The organism is Methylobacter marinus A45, assembly GCF_000383855.1.
Classification (GTDB): domain Bacteria; phylum Pseudomonadota; class Gammaproteobacteria; order Methylococcales; family Methylomonadaceae; genus Methylobacter; species Methylobacter marinus.
The window spans coordinates 3,206,538-3,222,002 of sequence record NZ_KB912877.1 but is presented as its reverse complement, the minus strand read 5'-3'; the positions used below and the strand labels follow the sequence as shown (position 1 = coordinate 3,222,002).

Below are 15,465 nucleotides of genomic sequence, written 5' to 3'. Positions count from 1 at the left end.
CGTTATTCCTTTGCCCCATTTGGGTTGTGCACAATCGAAACTGCATCCGACAATTCCACTAAAAAACCGCCTTGTTGTAAGGCTTCTTCAATCCATGTGGTGTCGGCGGCAACGGCATAACTTTTCTTACTACCCGCATGGCCACACCAGTCCAATCCCGACACTAACGCCTGACCACCCAAGGCAAGACCATAATGAGCAAACGCACGTTGATAAAAATCCGTAAGACGAACTCGCTCACCGGGTCGAACTAGCGCGGCGACCAAAAATCGAAGCAGTTCAGGACTCAGGACAAAACGTTGACCACCCCCTTTACGAGGTACTACTAGGCCAATTTCTTTAGTAATTTTTCTGAAAATATGAAAGCCATTTTTATCAGCTTCCTTTTGGCTAGATGAGTTGTTACCATCGATAAGTTCTTTACTTCTAATGACCCGATAAAGCATTGCCTCAATACGCTTAAAAGAAGATTGGGCCATCAGACGAACAGGCGATGCAACAGGTTCTTCGGGGTCAGAGGCAATCCAAGCATAATTTCCAATAAAACCTGAAGTGATTGCTTCTGTACCATCCACTCGACGAGCTTGAAAACATAGACTACGCAATACTTGCATACAACAAAGAGTCTGGAGTAGATCTAGCTTTTCAAGTGGACTTATGACAGCCGTGCAAATGTTTTGCATTTCATTTGCGAACAGGAATGCTTCAATACGGCTAACTTGCGGAACCCATCCTAAATTCGAATAACTAGGTTTCACAGATAACCGAAAGTCTGAAAGGACATTATCAACTACCTGCATTAACTCAGATAACGAACCCAGAGTTTCTAATAATAATTTACGTAATTCATTTTCCAAGCTATTTGCCAATTCGATAACATCAACCATGTTTAAGTGTTGATAGGAATCACATGTTGGCAACGCAGCTATATCATTAGAGGTCGGATCAAAGAATAAATTGGCTAATTGAAGAAACAATAGCTCTCCACCTCTTGCCATATAAATGTGCCGATCTGATGAAAAGTACTTTTCTGAGTCACGCCAGCTACGAACTCCGTTATCTTGTAATGCGTTCTTGTGAGACCATACTAATTCACTTGCAAGTAAGCTTTTTGAGATCGGTAAGAAACAGTGGGTTACCCACGTACGGTTTTTTGCTACTCCGACAAAACCGTTGAACAAACTTTGTATCAAACGTACCCCTTCTTCCTTTTTATCTGCTGTTCCAAGAATGTGGGATTCTAGAATATCCCGCATTTCTAAATATGATTTCTGATGTACCGGATGTCGAGTTTCTAATTTCGAACTAGGGAAAAATGCAAACAGCTTTAGCGCAATATGGTTTTCCGCCCAATAGCGAGGTGTGTCAGATGTTGGAAGACTAAAACTATAAGTATGAATACTATCTTTTACCGACTCAGGATCCTGTTTAGGAGATGCAAAAACCAGCAAAAACTCTGCGAGATATTCTACAGGCGTTTGGTCCTTGTAAAATCTCCTTCCGTATAACCTGATTGCTGGATTAGTTTTATCGGCTGTAAGATTTTCGTGTTGAATTGGGAATGGCTTGAGCAAATCCTCAAGCATATTTTTATCGCTCATCATCAGTCATCAACCTCCAAGGTATTGTTTGCAGAATCTAAAAGATATCGGTGCACTTTTACTTCTCCGTTGATGTTTGCACGCAATAAAGCTATCTCACCAGTTCCCCGGTTTCCATTTACTTCTTTCAACAACTCGGCACGAAAAGCTTCGAGTTGCGCCCAATGGATACGAGCTAATTCGCCGCCAAGTTCGCCAGCATCACGGCATTGAATATAATCGAGCAATGGTAAGCTAAGCTTAAGTACGGCTTTACCTGGACGATGACGCAATAACAAATGACGATTGTCTTTATCAAAATCCAGTTGAAACTCGTCAAAAGACACGCTGCCAATAACCAATTGGGTGGGTTGTGCGATGTTCCGGTCGGTACGGCGCAAAGTTAGATATAGGCGATCGTGGTTGTAGAATTGACCCACGCTAAAACCTGAGTAACATTCCAAAAGAACTCGAAAACAGGCTCTTAGAAGTTTTTTGTTTTCGCCTCTACTCAGACACAAGCGAGACTCGCGTTGCCAGCAATCAAAGTCGCGCAGTCTTGGCGACTGTAAGAAGCTGTCAATAAACAGCCCGGCCTTGACGGGATCACCGCTAGGCAAGCCAAACACATACAGCAATCGACGCAACGCAAAGCGCCAACGTACTCCGGAAGCGTTAATTCCTTTATCTCGCCAACGTTTGCCTAAAGCTGCCATCTCGTCAGGTAGTTCAGCCCAATTCAGTCCCTCGCTACGGATCAATTGTCGTTCGTAGTTCACTGCCATCGGGCCTCCGGTAGCTAAACGTCGAACCAAGGCGACGGCACGCAGGCGCTCGGCTTCCGGCCAAGGTTTTCCATCACGATAGCCAAAAAAACCTTCACTGAACACGATAGTCGCCAGACCTTCAAGCCCTTTCTCCATACCCTCGGCGATCGAAGAGTCGACTTGTTTTTGGGCTTGGGTACAGCTTAAGCCACCGGTTAAAGCTAATGCCATATGAGCAACCATTTGTCGGAACGTCAGGCGTTGTTCGTATTGGCTAAGACGTTGATATACCCAACGCACTCGATCTTGAGCTGCAATACCTAATTTAAGCAAACCTCGACGGTTCAGTTGGAGTGGGCAAGCGGTTTGGGCCGAGCAACCGGAGCATTCGTCCCAAGCCGGATGATCAAGCATTTTTCCTAACACCTGTCCCGCAAGTGCAACATTATCTAGGCGCGTTAGGTTGAAAATGACCAAATCTTTGCCAAATCGATCTGTTAATAGATGACGATCTAAATCGCCTTCATCATAAGGTGTATCCAATATGGCAAGTACGTCGTTTTCTACATCACTCAGTTGCCCCCGCAATTCAGCCAACTTGCCTAGAGTGTCGAGCAGCGGACCGGTATTGCTGACTAGCAACCAACTGCCCGAGTGGTTGAAAGCCTCATTCAACCAGTCCAAACGTGTTTGCGCGCTTAATTCGCTCATATCTTTAATAATCGTTACCTTGCCGCTAGGCAAGCCGATTACTTCCTCACGTTCTTTAAGCGCTTCTTGCAACGGTTCATTAGGAGGAAGGCTTTTTAAGCGCTTTAACAGATCGAGCGCTATAGTCGATTTGCCATCACCGGCGTGACCAGTCAATACAACTACGCGTTCTCCGCCCTGTAAAGCCGAAACTACCGCATCCACTATTGGGAATGGCTGATATAAATCAGCAAAATAACGATTTAATGCTTGTGATTCAGCCAACGCATTTGCGCTATTGGAGGAGAGGTTATGCAAAGAATTTAAATAAGCGATGTACCCGTTTTCTACTGTTTCCATATTCTTTTTATTACCTTCATGGTGTGAACGGTCTAGGTTATAGTCTGCGTAGCCTGGTAATTTTTCGGCAATTTTTGACGTTGATGTATGTATGTCTAAAGCAGGTAACTTTAAGTGCAACAACAAAGTTCCGTGTAATTCTTCTGGGAAATAACGGTAAAGTAGGTCATTGGCAATAGTTAGCAATAAGTGCTTGTTAGCATTTAGTGCATCATATATTTCTTGTGTAAAACCACCGCATACTTGTTTATTAAGTAACTCACTCTTAAATAAATGACCAACACTAGTCCTTTTTAAATCTATACTATTCTGAACTTCCCAGATTTCGTCATTTTCTAATTTTCCAAAAGGATAATGTGAGTTATCGAGTTTTCCGACAAGCGATAAATTTAAAAATATATCCTGGAATTCTTGGTCAATTATATTGAAAGGTATTAATCGATCTTTATTTTGAAAACACTGGCTAAGAGCAAAAAGTAATAAAACTGGCTTATGTAAACTTTGCTTGTTGTCCTCGATGTAAACTCTAATTTCTTGGAATTTTTTTTGCAAATCCATGACTCTATTTCATGCAAATTAAGCAAGCTTCGCCATCATCATCATCATCATCAAGCAATACATTCATCAAGTTATTTTGATTTTTTTTCTTATTCTCTATGGAAAATTTTTGTTTAATTTCATCTTTTCTTGATATCAACTCATCTAATGATTCGCCTTGAGACCATGTGTAACGTTTGCCTGTTTTTTCATCGAACTTTTCAAATTCTTTTGCTTTTTCGAATAAATCAGGGTGACTTTCATATAAACCTACCCATTCTATTTTTCTTTGATAAAAACAAAAGTAACAACCGGAACGACTACGCCAATTGTAGTACTTTGGCAATCCAATTCCAGACTCTTCAAGAATGCGAATTATGTCATCTCTCACTAATCCATCTTCACGAAAAGGAAAGCGAGTTTTTATATTCGGTTTAGTTGAAATGTATCCTTCACGATGAGGTTCATCAGCACGAATCCCTACATAACTAATTATTTCATCTTCACCCACAAATTGTTCAAAAGGTTTTAACTTTAAATTAATCGTACACCATCTTTGTTGAGCAGAAGGCAAATAATTGGCATGTAATTTCAGGTAATGGTCGAAGCCCTTACTAGAATTTAACCGGACAATTTCTTTTCCTAACAAATCTTCCAGCAAATCGACAAATGCTAAAGTTTCTGGTAGTTCGGCACCTGTATCAGTAAAGAAATATTCCATTTCAGGAACTTTATCTCGCATATAAATAGCTAAAGCCGCACTGTCCTTGCCACCGGATAAGCCTAATAGATGTCTAACGGGTTTACGCTCGCTCATGGCTGAATTACCTAAACTGAATAATGATGGTTTTTGACATACTGTACTCTAAATTTTCTATAACTTCGTTGCGCCAATGATTTTATTGGAGAAAAAATTCAAACAAATAACGCCATCTTTTTAAACTAATGCCGCATAAGGTTAATTCACTTGACTCATCAGCTCTGCAATAATCGCAAGCTTTAATTTTTTATCCGCATTTTTAAAATCATCTTCAAAAGATTTAATGGACTTTTGTGCTTTGATTCTTAACTGGGGATTTAAATAGGCAACCTGATCTTGGCTACCCTGATCATTAACCACTCGAAATACGGTCACTTTTGTTTCAGTATCGACTGTTAATTGATGTGAATGCAGCAGCGCTAGTTGTTCGAGCCGATCACAAAGTTCAATCAAGCGATACTCAGCATCTAAAATATTGCTTTGCATCCACTTATTTGGCGGAGCTTTACCAAGAAAAGCAGCGATGGATTCTAACCATGCTTTGTCAGTTTCTTTGTTGTTTTGTAATCTCAGTACAAATGCCTTTAAGCCTTGCAAGTCGGTAGTATATTTTTCCAGCCCTGCATATTTTTCAGCAACAGTTGTTCTTAGCTCAGGCAAGCTCAGATCACTAGACTCTTTCAAAGCTTGTGTTAGCTGCTTTTGAAACTCATCAAGTAGCTTGTCATAAGCTTTATTCAAAATATTTAGGTGTATTACCAGCTCGTTTAAAAAATCGCTGGGATTACATGCTTTCTGCTCTGTATCGGTATATGGCGGAAAACCACAGGCCAATGGCAAAGTTTCAAATAGTAGTTTTACCGGGCTTTGCGTACTTTGAAAGGCATCTCTTACTGCGATTGTTTGCGGATCGAGCGATTTTGTAGACAGAGTATAAGGCGGTAAATTGGCGATAAACTTGGCAAGTGGCTTGACGATATCCAATAGCGTACTTTCGTCCGGTGCTTTACCAATCAGCTTTTCCAAATAACGATTAAACAATTCAACACGGATGCCACTGAATTCGAAGGATTCGACCGAAAACAATTCAGGCCGTTTGAATAAAATTTCAAACAATTCTTGGCTAACGACCGGACAAAACACTCCATTTTCATAGAGAGCTAAGGAACGTTGGTTAGCCAAAAAATAACCGACAAAAATAAGCGATGACACACCTTTTTGTACTCCATAAGGTGGCTGTTCAATAAGACCATAAATATCGGTTAGCTTTTGCGGACTCTTGCTATTAGTCAATAATTTATGGATGGCTTGCCATACGCCATGAAACTTATATGGGTTTTCCGCGGCAGGGTTAGCGAACCGCCAAATGCCGTTATTTTTAACATGGATACCGGGCTCTTTGAAAACAGCCCGGTAGATGGTTTTTTCGGCAGGATATTTTTTAGGATCAAAGCCCAGGTCTTCCAAGTGCATATTGGTCAATAAGGCTGCTATTAGCTTGTTTTTGGCTGCATTGGCCTGGCCAGATGGTTTATCACGATTGATAAGCTCGTTTTTAACCACGGGCGCTTCACTAAATACAGTCTCTAGGACCCTGGATAGCAGAGCTTGAAGATGTGTTTTCTTAGGCAAGATTATCTGTTTGTCTTTCCAGCGCCATTCGTAGCATTCAGGATGATCTAGGTATTGACTTAGTAAGTCGTGTTCACTGGCTTTCACCGCGTGTAAACGATCTTTTAGTTCTCGCTGAGAAACTGGGTCTGACTTTAGTTCAGCTCGCTCTGTTTGAATTTTTTCTAATGCTATTGATTCGGTGACTACCTGCTTGATTTGTGATGCGCCATCGCACAAGACGTAGATTGTCAGAGGATTAGAGTAAGATTTAGCTCTTTCCCGGAATATTTCGCATTCACTTTGTCCATCGGCTAGAAAAAATACAATCCGTGGTTGTTCTCCGCTTTCAAAGAAAACATCTCGAGTTGTGATGTCTGCATAAAAGGGTTGAAAGTAACGCAAAACGCCACTTTGTATTGAGTACTTGCGAGCAACGACTGGCATCAGCCTATTTCTGTGAGCCAGTGTTTCAGCCAAATCGATCCGACCGAGTTGTTGAGTCGTTTCAATAACTGCTGATTCAAGATCAAAATCACTACCTTCCCACACCCGATATTCTGAGCTGTATTTGCGATAGTTGATAATTGATTTGTCTTGTAATCGGGCGAGAAGCTCTTGAACATTGACCGATTTAGGAAAGCAAAGCTCTAATAATTCGTTACTGGCTTTGAACCCCGCTTGACGACCAATGATATTAAACAAACCTATGGTTTTTAATAATTGGATTTCTCGTTCGTCAGCATCACCCAATCGTTCGGTTGCAGTGATAACTTCGGCCCACCGTCTGTGTGTGGTGTGGTCGGTTGTAGCAGATGGTTGGTTTTCTATAAAATATTCGTAAATTTCCCACGCTAGGACCCAATCACCAACTGTTGCTAAACGCTTAATACTATCTCTAAGTCCAAAGCGCTCTTGACTGCCTAGATAGCTAAACAAGGTTCTTTCGTTTTGAGCAATCTTCTGACACAAGGTTGGTAGTAACAAGGTGGCAACAGGGTGCAATGGATAGCATTTTGAAAGCACATCAACCGCTGCTTCAGCAGACAATCCTGCGGGTAGAGCATTTTGTTGTTCTAGAACGCCAACGATTTTAGCGGTTTGATGCTTGATTGATTGTTGTTCAACTGAGTTTAATTGGCTATTAAACGCGGCCGATATAACTCGCAATGTTTGTTCGGCTGACTCTAGAAACGGGATATTTTCGAAGCGTCCTTGTACTTTTAACCATTCGTTTTTCAGCGACTCACCCAAACCTTTTGAATATTGTTCAAAGGCTTGATGCATCAATACCACTAACAGAATATTGGTATCACTACCTTGATATGCCAGTTCGGCTAGTGCTTGGAGCAGGTAAATATCATTACTGCCTAAGTGACGGGCCTCATATTCAAGAAATTTCCCTAGCTCATCAATGAGAATCAGAATGCCTTTGCCTGATACTTGACTGACAGCTTGTCGAAGTTTTTTTAGTAAGCTGACAATTTCGCTTGTTGTTACAACAAAGCGCCTTGCTTGCTCCAGCTCATGAATTATTGAAGGGGTAGTGTCTGTTGGGATTTCGTTGAAATAAGTAACTGCTGAATGATACAGAGCATCTACTAACCGCTTGCTAAGCGACTCCGGGCTGCCAGTTAAAAGAACTATGCAATAAGCCTTAGAGTTTTGTGTGCAATAGGAAAATTCGCGCGCAACTTCTACATTGTGCCGTCGCAAAATCTCTTGTGCAAGCACACTTGTTGGACGAGTCCGGTTTTCTAAGAGATGCGACAAAAAAGCTGCAAATGACGATTTGCCTGACCCGTATGGACCTACAAGGGACCAGGCACGAGGCATAGACTGTTGGGTAAAGGTTTGTGCGATTTTGTCTAGTGTCTGAACTGCTCGCGAGGTCGGAATATAAGCTTTTAGGACTTCGCTTGAATCTGCATCCCTCTCTAAATTAATAGAACGGGTGTAATGCGTGTCTAGTTGAACAATGTCTTCCATGTCGTCACCATTAAAGCGTAGGTTGATAATAATGACGGAGAAAATCTAACGACACTTCATCGCTATCTTTTCGGAAAAGCTGATTGATACCCGCCGTATCATTGATTTCGAAAATAGAAGGATATGTTTTCACTAAATTTTCTAATTTTGCCAATAAGGCACTTTCCGTTAATCTGAATACGCTACCTAGCGCAACCCCATCTTTTTGACCGTACATTAAATCAGTAATGGGTAAGCTCACCGTGTTACGTTGGTTAAAGACTTCATTGACTGCGTAGCCAATCAGCTCAATAGGTAAAGTAGGTTGTGAATTGCCATAGGAACGATAAAGATGTGGACCTTCAACTGCCGTGACCAATTTCAATGAGGTTAATGGCGCATCCAAACAGTCTTCAGTCTGCGACTTCAGGTTGACTTTAGGGGAGCTGTACATCCGTAAAATCATTGAAATTTCATTTCTGACAGTTCTCTCCGAATGCTTGCCAGACAACCTGTTGCGAACGAAATCGGATAATGAATCTGCGGCTTCCTCACTTGTGAACTCAGCTTTGTGGAAACAGTTGAAGAACCAGTACCAAGCAGTGGCTAGCTCAGAATTAGTTACTATCAGCCAGTGAATGAGCCAAATAGTTGCTTCGTCTTCAAGATAAGGGTCCCATCCGTCTTCATCAAAAATTGCTTTCCCGAGTTTCGAGGCAACTAGCTCTTTATCAGAATCATGAAGCATAGAGCTGGCTCGCAACCAGTATTTAATAGCGTTTACCATATTTTTTCCGACGCCAAGCTCAATAGTGGCTTCAGTGGCTTCGTCAGAGGAAAAAATGTTTTTGTTAGCTTCGAAAGCCCGGAAACCCTTTGTTAGCCATGAATAGCGAAGGGCGAACGTTTCATGGCGACCAAATGATGCTTTTTTAGAGTTAAAAGGCTTTAGCAGACTGTCCATGTTTCCTGTGCAATTATTAGAAATGCTTTGTAAGGCATATGATAATAGCGATACGCCATTCTGCCCTTCTGCATTATAACATTAACCTGAGCCCGTCCCTCTTGAATTTATATACCTTCAACACATAGAAAGTTTAAGGTTTAGATGCACTTTCAGGCAAACATGCAATCCATCAGCAAGAGATCAAATCCTGCACTATGTGCATTGATTGCTGTTATGAATGATTGCACCCATCGATACAGCTTAGGGCTACCGTACAACACTTCAAGTTAAAAACCTGTAGTTTGCTAAAAGTTCTGAGCCGTAAATATTTTGTTTTTAGTTTGTTCACTAATTTGGGACATACTTATTCCCTTTTAACTATTTTAGTTGTATGTCCGGCTGAATTTAGCCGTTTCATGTCACCATTCACTGCTTACTGAATAACTGTCCCTAGAATATCTATTGAAGATTTATAAAAGTTCTTTCTGGTTTTGGTAAGCAATAGTTAACCGCAACAGGTCTGTGGGTTGCTTAATATGTCTTTTAAAAAAGGCCATTGTTTCTTACCGTTATATAGCCATAACATTTAGATAATAAAGTGGCATTCCATGTTGGAATCACATTCTTAGCTTTGCATAAAAGCAGAGTAGAGTAAGCATCCAGTCCCACCACCTGGCATTATTGCTGCTTTAGCGTTTCAATGAACTCCGGTGCCAGGGGCAATAATTCGTCAATGCGACTGTTCGGCCAGACTGGCAGCTTTGTCAGCGTCTCTTTCAGCCAGACAGCCGGATCGAGGCCATTGAGCCGGGCGGTGCCGAGCAAGGTCTGAATGGCGGCCGCACGGCGGCCGGCACGCTCGGAGCCAGCGAACAACCAATTCTTCTTACCCAGGGCGATAGGCCGGATGCTGTTCTCCACCGGGTTATTATCGATCGGCAGGTCACCGGTTTCGGCATAGCGGACCAGTGCCGGCCAGCGCTTCAGGGCGTAGTCGATGGCTTTGGCAGCACCAGTATTGGGCGCCGTGCGAAGACGGGTTTCGTGCAGCCAGTCATGCAAGGCCTCGAGCACAGGCTGGCTTCGATCCGCGCGCAGTTGCTTTCGGGCTTCGCTGTCCAGGCCCCGGCCTTCCGCCTCAACGGCATACAGCAGGCCGATACGCTCCAGGGCGGCCAGCGCCATAGGGCTGCCATTGGCCTGATGCAGGTCGAAGAACTTGCGACGGACATGCGCCCAACAGCCCAGTTCGATACAGGCCGTCTGGCTGTCGCCGGCGAACAGGGCTTTATAGCCGCCATAGTCATCGACCAGCAGATGGCCTTGCCAGGCGCCCAGGAACTGCCGCGCATGCGCACCGCTGCGTCCCGGCTGGTAATCGAAGACGATGATGTGCGGCCCCGGCGCCAGGTCGTTGCTGCGGTAAGCCCACAGATACGCCTTGCGGGTCTTGCCCTGACCGGGGTCCAGTTGCGCCACCGGCGTCTCATCGGCATGCAGGCTGTTGCCCTGCAGCAGATGCCAGGTCAGCCGGTCGACCAGCGGCTGCAGCGCCACGCCCACGCGGCCGACCCAGTCGGCCAAGGTCGAGCGGGACAGGCTGACCTGGTCACGGGCGGCGATCTGCTCCAGCCGGTACAGCGGCAGGTGGTCGGCGTATTTGCCGATCAGCACCCAGGCCAACAGGCCGACGGCCGCCAGGCCGCCGTCGATCACGGCCGGTGGGATCGGCGCCGCCGTCACGGTCTCGCAAGCGCGGCAGGCGTATTGGGGACGGATGTGGCGATGCACGAAGAATTTGGCAGGCTCGACGTCGAGTTGTTCGGTGACATCCTCGCCGATCTTGACCAGCGNCTGGCCGCACTGCCCGCACGTGCAGCGGTCCGGTTCGTGGCGGTGCTCGATGCGCGGCAGATGCGCCGGCAACGGCTGGCGGCCGGCACGCGGCCGTTTGGGCTTGGCCACGGTCGTGCCGGGCGAGGTATCGGCGAGTTGCCCGATTTCGGCTTCGATGGCGGACAGGTCAGTGTTCCAGGTTTCCTCGAACACATCGCGTTGCAACGGCGCCAGGGCCTCGCTTTTGACGCCGTAGCGGATCCGCCGGATATGCGCCAGCTCCAGGGTCAGGGCCTGGATCTTGAAGTCCTTTTGCTCGATCTCGGCGTTCTTGGCTTGCAGTTCGGCCTCCTTGGCTTGCAGCTGCGCGACAGACTGATTGGCCTGCTCGAGCAGCGCCTGCACGACGGCCGCCACCTGCGTTTTGGCGGCGGGGTCGAGGTTCAATTGATCGAGTTCGGCGAGCGGATTCATGGCCGACATTATACCCTGAAAAACCGCTGCATGCCTTGTTTTTACTGGGCTTCAGGTCATTTTATCCGGCCTTTCAGACCTGCCAATCGGCCAATGGCAAAACCGACAACCGCTGCCAGTCCACGCCGGCGATCAGCCACTGCCATTGCGCCTGACTGATCGAGAAACAGCGGTCGCCATCCCGGGGCCAGACGAAATGGCCGCGATGCAGCCGCCGCTGGCACAGCCAGACGCCGTTACCGTCCCACAGCAGCAGCTTCAGGCGATTGCCCGCCCGGTTGCGGAACACGAACGCCGAGCCCGCGCACGGCGCCTGCTCCAATGCCTGCTGCACAATGGCCGACAGGCCGTCAATGCCCCGGCGCAGATCCACCGGCTCGACGGCCAACCAAATCTGTGGCGGGGCTTCGATCAAGCCAGGCATCGCAGCAGCTCCGCCAGCCAGACGGCTGAAATGGTCGGCGGCAGCTCCAGGCGATGGCCTTGGCCGCACTGCAACACCAGACATTCGGCATGCGCTGTTGCGCTTTGAACCTGGACCGGGATCAAGGTCGGCGGCGACATCCGCTCGCGCTTTCGGTAATCCGATAGTCGGGCGGCGAACGTGTGGGTATCCAGGCCGTGCTGCCGGCAATACGCCGACTGCTTTAAACCGCTGCGTTGCCAGGCTTCGATATGATCGAGCCACTGTTTTGATAAGGCCATTGCTCATCCTCGTTAAAAAATAATAAGGATGACTGTTTTGGCGGCGTTAGCACAGGTGGAATGACTGGACGCTTACAGAGTAGATATGGTTTACATAGGTGTGTATCAAAATGGAGCACATAATGGTTTTGTAAGCCATTGATTTTTTAGTGGTGCGTATCGCTTTTTAATACACAAATTAAATTAAGCCTTTTCTGTATCTCAAAATGAAGCATACAAAATTTATTTGCGTGCTTCATTTTGATACGGTTGATTTATTTTTTTGCCTGCCAGTTCTCCCAGTCGTGAGTGGGATTTCTATATTCAAATGGCATCCAGGTTAAACGCCATTCACGCGCTTTACTCCCTTTTTTACTGTTGAATAAAGATTCTTCCTGGCAAACAATAAAGCCGCGCTCTTGCAAGATTTTGAAGGCTTTGCTAGCAGTATTCGTTGTGCAACTGATCTTTTGAGCGGCTTCGCGCACTCCATAGCAGACCAGCCTATCATTGCGCCATTGCAGTTGTAACAAATCCATCAACACTTTTGCAGTGGCAGGCATTGATTCATAAGTGTATGTCTCTCGCATACCGCGAGAGATGACTATAACGCCTCTTCTTGAATCAAAGCCCAATTTGAGTTTTTTCTTTGCCATGGCAGCCACCTCAGCTATAACTGTCCATGAGTTGATTTTGCGATGCCGCCCATTTCATCCAGTTCCAGCGTGAATTCTATAAGCGGCTCGTGTCGAGACAATTTTGCCTTTTTCGGCATGTGACCTTCGATTTGCACTAAGTCATCATGATCAACGCTTCCCCTGCCCTTATCTCTCAACCAGCCGTTACAACCTCCATGTCGGTAGCTGTGGAATTCAAGATCAAAAGCCCTGTCCACGAGTGCCTGACCTAACGAATAAAAGTGCCGACGAGATGTCCAAAGCTCCAGATTACCTACTCTAGGAAGATTGATATTTTTTACCTGCTCGATATGGCCATAAGCGCCTTCTCTTATATGCTGACAATGATCTCTCATCATTTTTGACACATTCATTTTGTACCGCCTTTATCGTTGTTAGCTTCCAGCCACTGAAAAAAACGATACTCATTAATTAAAACTTTTCGCCCCATCCGGATTACTGCCCCAGATTTTGCAAGACCATTATTCGTTTCATTAAAAATCAGAGAACGAATACCGCCTGTCGTAAACGCTGGGTGGCGTTCGACGAATTGTCGAACAGTTGAATAAAGTCGTTCTGCTTGCACCGCTTCAGTTTGTATAGATGTCATAATTTCACCATGAATTGTCGTTTATCAAATTGTCTCGCCAGCGCTTATCGCTTTTGATGGTGACATCATAACCATTTGTTTTTTATTATGTTATTAACACCACTTCTTTCCGTTAGTACCTCTCTTAGTGCCGTTTTGAGCATAAATTGGACATAAAAAAACCGGCATTAAGCCGGTTTCGTACGGGGCAATTATTTAAATCGCTTTCGATATTTTTCTAAAAAGTCATTTTTAGATAATTTATATTCATCTTTAAGAAAGATGGCTTTCTTTGTTTCGGCAACACATTTTATATAGTCACTAGAAAATTCACCTGATATGATTTTTCCCCAAGCTTTGTTTGCTGGTAAATCATCCAAGTAAACAACTTGGTGCTGTTTGAATAACTCATATAGTAATAAGAGCGCGGAATTGGTTTCCCTCTGTAAGGGTTTCAATTTTTTCCGCTTCTTGGTTAACGCTGCACTATCATCGCCTATGATGGATTGCACTTCAGTATTTGGGTGCTTTCCTCTCTCAAACCAGTGTATAAGAGCACAGCCCGGATCAAGAGGCCATCGGCCCGACTTCTTTAGCCATGCAAGAAAATCATCGCGGTGAATCTTGAATAAAACAACCTGATCTTCCCGCCAGGGAATCTGGCTTGTCCTCCAAGCTTCTGATGCTCGCTCCAATGCATCTTCCGACATGTCTTCCCAATCAGCGCCGACTGTATATTGATCTTTAATAAACACCTTTTTTGCGAGCAGCTCTTCATCAATAACAGCCCTACCTATTTCTTTCCGATAACCATGCATATCCTCATCAACAGCCGTTCCATTCTGATGGGCCCATATCATACCTATCGCATCATGAGTCAAGACTTTAGGCCTTACCCAATCCTCTATGCAATCCATGCTGGCCATCATAAGCTCCCGAAAATTTTAGTATTCATACTGGCAACTACGTTGCTGACATGTCCGTCGCTCAAGTGTGCATAACGCTTCACCATGGCTAAAGTTTTATGTCCGAGAACTTCCGCAATCTCGGCCAAACTCGCTCCATTCATAGCTAAATAGCTGGCTGTGCAATGTCTGAGATCATGCCAATGAAAGTTAGTTATCTCTGCCTTTTTCAAGGCGGTCTCGAATGGTTTTCTTAAATCAATGGGTTTGTCTTTATGAGTTTTGCCGGGAAATAATAATAGAGTATCTAATTGTCTTACTTTGGCGTGTTCTTGCAGTAATTCCAGCCCATGGCCAGTTAAGGGCACGCGCCGCCGTTCACCATTCTTAGTTTCGTGCAGGATGATATAGCGGTCTTTCAGGTTTACATCAGGCCACTTAAGCCCCATGAGTTCACCTTGTCTCATGCCGGTACTGAGCGCCAGAATGACGCACAAATACAGCCATTCATTGCTTGACTCCCTGCAGGATTGTAATAGTCTTTGCCGCTCGTCATCATCAAGAAAACGAACGCGGCCCCGAGGTAACCTAGGGCTTTTCACTTTTTTGACCGGATTATCTTCCAGCCAGCCCCAGTCATTAACCGCCACGGTGAAAGCATGAGATAAGTTTTTAAGGTACTTGTCTACAGTGGCTGGGCTTTGTGTCATCTTGCTTTTATGCTCGGATATAGTCGCCGGTGTAATATCTGCTAATAAGCAATGACCGATATTTTTTGTCCACCAATTCAGCTTACTTTTACGCTCTTTCTGTTCTTTCTCACTGTAATGGGGCAGTATTTCCGCATAGTAGCGAAGTGCTAAATCATTGAAGCTGTGTTTTTTTGCTTCCGCTGTTTTAAAATGTCGACCTTCCCTGATAGCGGCTTCGGTTTGTTGTGCCCACTTTTTAGCATCAGTGAGCCGTTGGAAGGTTTCAGTTTGTGGTGGATAGCCTTTTAATCGAATTTTTACCCGGTAAGACTTATCACCCTTGTCACTGACACGTGTTTCAATGCTTGCCATATGAGACTCCCCTAGGC

At 45.0% G+C, this 15,465-nt stretch carries 13 protein-coding genes; all 13 read right to left on the bottom strand.

Annotated features, from left to right (window positions below; genetic code table 11):
- Positions 1 to 2: 2 nt before the first annotated feature.
- Positions 3 to 1,604 (bottom strand): hypothetical protein, encoded by a 1,602-nt coding sequence (locus tag METMA_RS0115465; protein ID WP_020160011.1) that lies wholly within the window; start codon positions 1,602 to 1,604, stop codon positions 3 to 5.
- Positions 1,604 to 3,955: a hypothetical protein gene (locus tag METMA_RS0115460; RefSeq protein ID WP_020160010.1), complete on the bottom strand. Its 2,352-nt coding sequence runs from the start codon at positions 3,953 to 3,955 to the stop codon at positions 1,604 to 1,606. Before METMA_RS0115460 ends, METMA_RS0115465 begins: the two co-directional genes overlap by 1 nt.
- A gap of 4 nt (positions 3,956 to 3,959) precedes the next feature.
- Positions 3,960 to 4,751, bottom strand: coding sequence for a phosphoadenosine phosphosulfate reductase domain-containing protein (locus METMA_RS0115455; RefSeq protein WP_020160009.1), 792 nt, complete (start codon positions 4,749 to 4,751; stop codon positions 3,960 to 3,962).
- 141 nt (positions 4,752 to 4,892) lie between these two features.
- Positions 4,893 to 8,294, bottom strand: coding sequence for a hypothetical protein (locus METMA_RS0115450; RefSeq protein WP_020160008.1), 3,402 nt, complete (start codon positions 8,292 to 8,294; stop codon positions 4,893 to 4,895).
- Between the two features lie 10 nt (positions 8,295 to 8,304).
- Positions 8,305 to 9,237 carry a DUF4007 family protein gene (locus tag METMA_RS0115445; protein ID WP_020160007.1) on the bottom strand — a complete coding sequence of 311 codons (933 nt, stop codon included), beginning with the start codon at positions 9,235 to 9,237 and terminating at the stop codon, positions 8,305 to 8,307.
- 660 nt (positions 9,238 to 9,897) lie between these two features.
- Positions 9,898 to 11,529: an IS66 family transposase gene (gene tnpC, locus METMA_RS0115440; protein WP_040591225.1), complete on the bottom strand. Its 1,632-nt coding sequence runs from the start codon at positions 11,527 to 11,529 to the stop codon at positions 9,898 to 9,900.
- A gap of 73 nt (positions 11,530 to 11,602) precedes the next feature.
- On the bottom strand, positions 11,603 to 11,953 hold the full coding sequence (gene tnpB / locus METMA_RS0115435; protein ID WP_020160005.1) for an IS66 family insertion sequence element accessory protein TnpB: 351 nt from the start codon (positions 11,951 to 11,953) through the stop codon (positions 11,603 to 11,605).
- Complete coding sequence (gene tnpA, locus METMA_RS0115430; RefSeq protein ID WP_020160004.1) at positions 11,941 to 12,234, bottom strand: IS66 family insertion sequence element accessory protein TnpA; 294 nt, start codon at positions 12,232 to 12,234, stop codon at positions 11,941 to 11,943. Before tnpA ends, tnpB begins: the two co-directional genes overlap by 13 nt.
- A 254-nt stretch (positions 12,235 to 12,488) precedes the next feature.
- The gene (locus METMA_RS0115425) at positions 12,489 to 12,869 is read right to left on the bottom strand and encodes a hypothetical protein (protein WP_020160003.1); all 381 of its coding nucleotides are present in this window, start codon (positions 12,867 to 12,869) and stop codon (positions 12,489 to 12,491) included.
- Between the two features lie 14 nt (positions 12,870 to 12,883).
- The gene (locus METMA_RS0115420) at positions 12,884 to 13,264 is read right to left on the bottom strand and encodes a hypothetical protein (RefSeq protein WP_020160002.1); all 381 of its coding nucleotides are present in this window, start codon (positions 13,262 to 13,264) and stop codon (positions 12,884 to 12,886) included.
- Entirely contained in the window at positions 13,261 to 13,500 is a 240-nt protein-coding gene (locus METMA_RS26530) for a hypothetical protein (protein ID WP_084254137.1), read from the bottom strand. Before METMA_RS26530 ends, METMA_RS0115420 begins: the two co-directional genes overlap by 4 nt.
- Before the next feature lie 191 nt (positions 13,501 to 13,691).
- On the bottom strand, positions 13,692 to 14,408 hold the full coding sequence (locus tag METMA_RS0115415) for a hypothetical protein (protein WP_020160001.1): 717 nt from the start codon (positions 14,406 to 14,408) through the stop codon (positions 13,692 to 13,694).
- Positions 14,405 to 15,448 (bottom strand): tyrosine-type recombinase/integrase, encoded by a 1,044-nt coding sequence (locus METMA_RS0115410; protein ID WP_020160000.1) that lies wholly within the window; start codon positions 15,446 to 15,448, stop codon positions 14,405 to 14,407. The genes METMA_RS0115415 and METMA_RS0115410 overlap by 4 nt, the downstream gene beginning before the upstream one ends.
- Between the last annotated feature and the right edge of the window lie 17 nt (positions 15,449 to 15,465).

Bases quoted from the DNA above. Each gene is read 5' to 3' on its own strand.
- METMA_RS0115445 (WP_020160007.1), bottom strand. From the start codon at position 9,237: ATGGACAGTCTGCTAAAGCCTTTTAACTCTAAAAAAGCATCATTTGGT.
- METMA_RS0115465 (WP_020160011.1), bottom strand. From the start codon at position 1,604: ATGATGAGCGATAAAAATATGCTTGAGGATTTGCTCAAGCCATTCCCA.
- tnpB (WP_020160005.1), bottom strand. From the start codon at position 11,953: ATGCCTGGCTTGATCGAAGCCCCGCCACAGATTTGGTTGGCCGTCGAG.
- METMA_RS0115460 (WP_020160010.1), bottom strand. From the start codon at position 3,955: ATGGATTTGCAAAAAAAATTCCAAGAAATTAGAGTTTACATCGAGGAC.
- METMA_RS0115425 (WP_020160003.1), bottom strand. From the start codon at position 12,869: ATGGCAAAGAAAAAACTCAAATTGGGCTTTGATTCAAGAAGAGGCGTT.
- METMA_RS26530 (WP_084254137.1), bottom strand. From the start codon at position 13,500: ATGACATCTATACAAACTGAAGCGGTGCAAGCAGAACGACTTTATTCA.
- METMA_RS0115415 (WP_020160001.1), bottom strand. From the start codon at position 14,408: ATGATGGCCAGCATGGATTGCATAGAGGATTGGGTAAGGCCTAAAGTC.
- METMA_RS0115420 (WP_020160002.1), bottom strand. From the start codon at position 13,264: ATGAATGTGTCAAAAATGATGAGAGATCATTGTCAGCATATAAGAGAA.
- METMA_RS0115450 (WP_020160008.1), bottom strand. From the start codon at position 8,294: ATGGAAGACATTGTTCAACTAGACACGCATTACACCCGTTCTATTAAT.
- METMA_RS0115410 (WP_020160000.1), bottom strand. From the start codon at position 15,448: ATGGCAAGCATTGAAACACGTGTCAGTGACAAGGGTGATAAGTCTTAC.
- METMA_RS0115455 (WP_020160009.1), bottom strand. From the start codon at position 4,751: ATGAGCGAGCGTAAACCCGTTAGACATCTATTAGGCTTATCCGGTGGC.
- tnpA (WP_020160004.1), bottom strand. From the start codon at position 12,234: ATGGCCTTATCAAAACAGTGGCTCGATCATATCGAAGCCTGGCAACGC.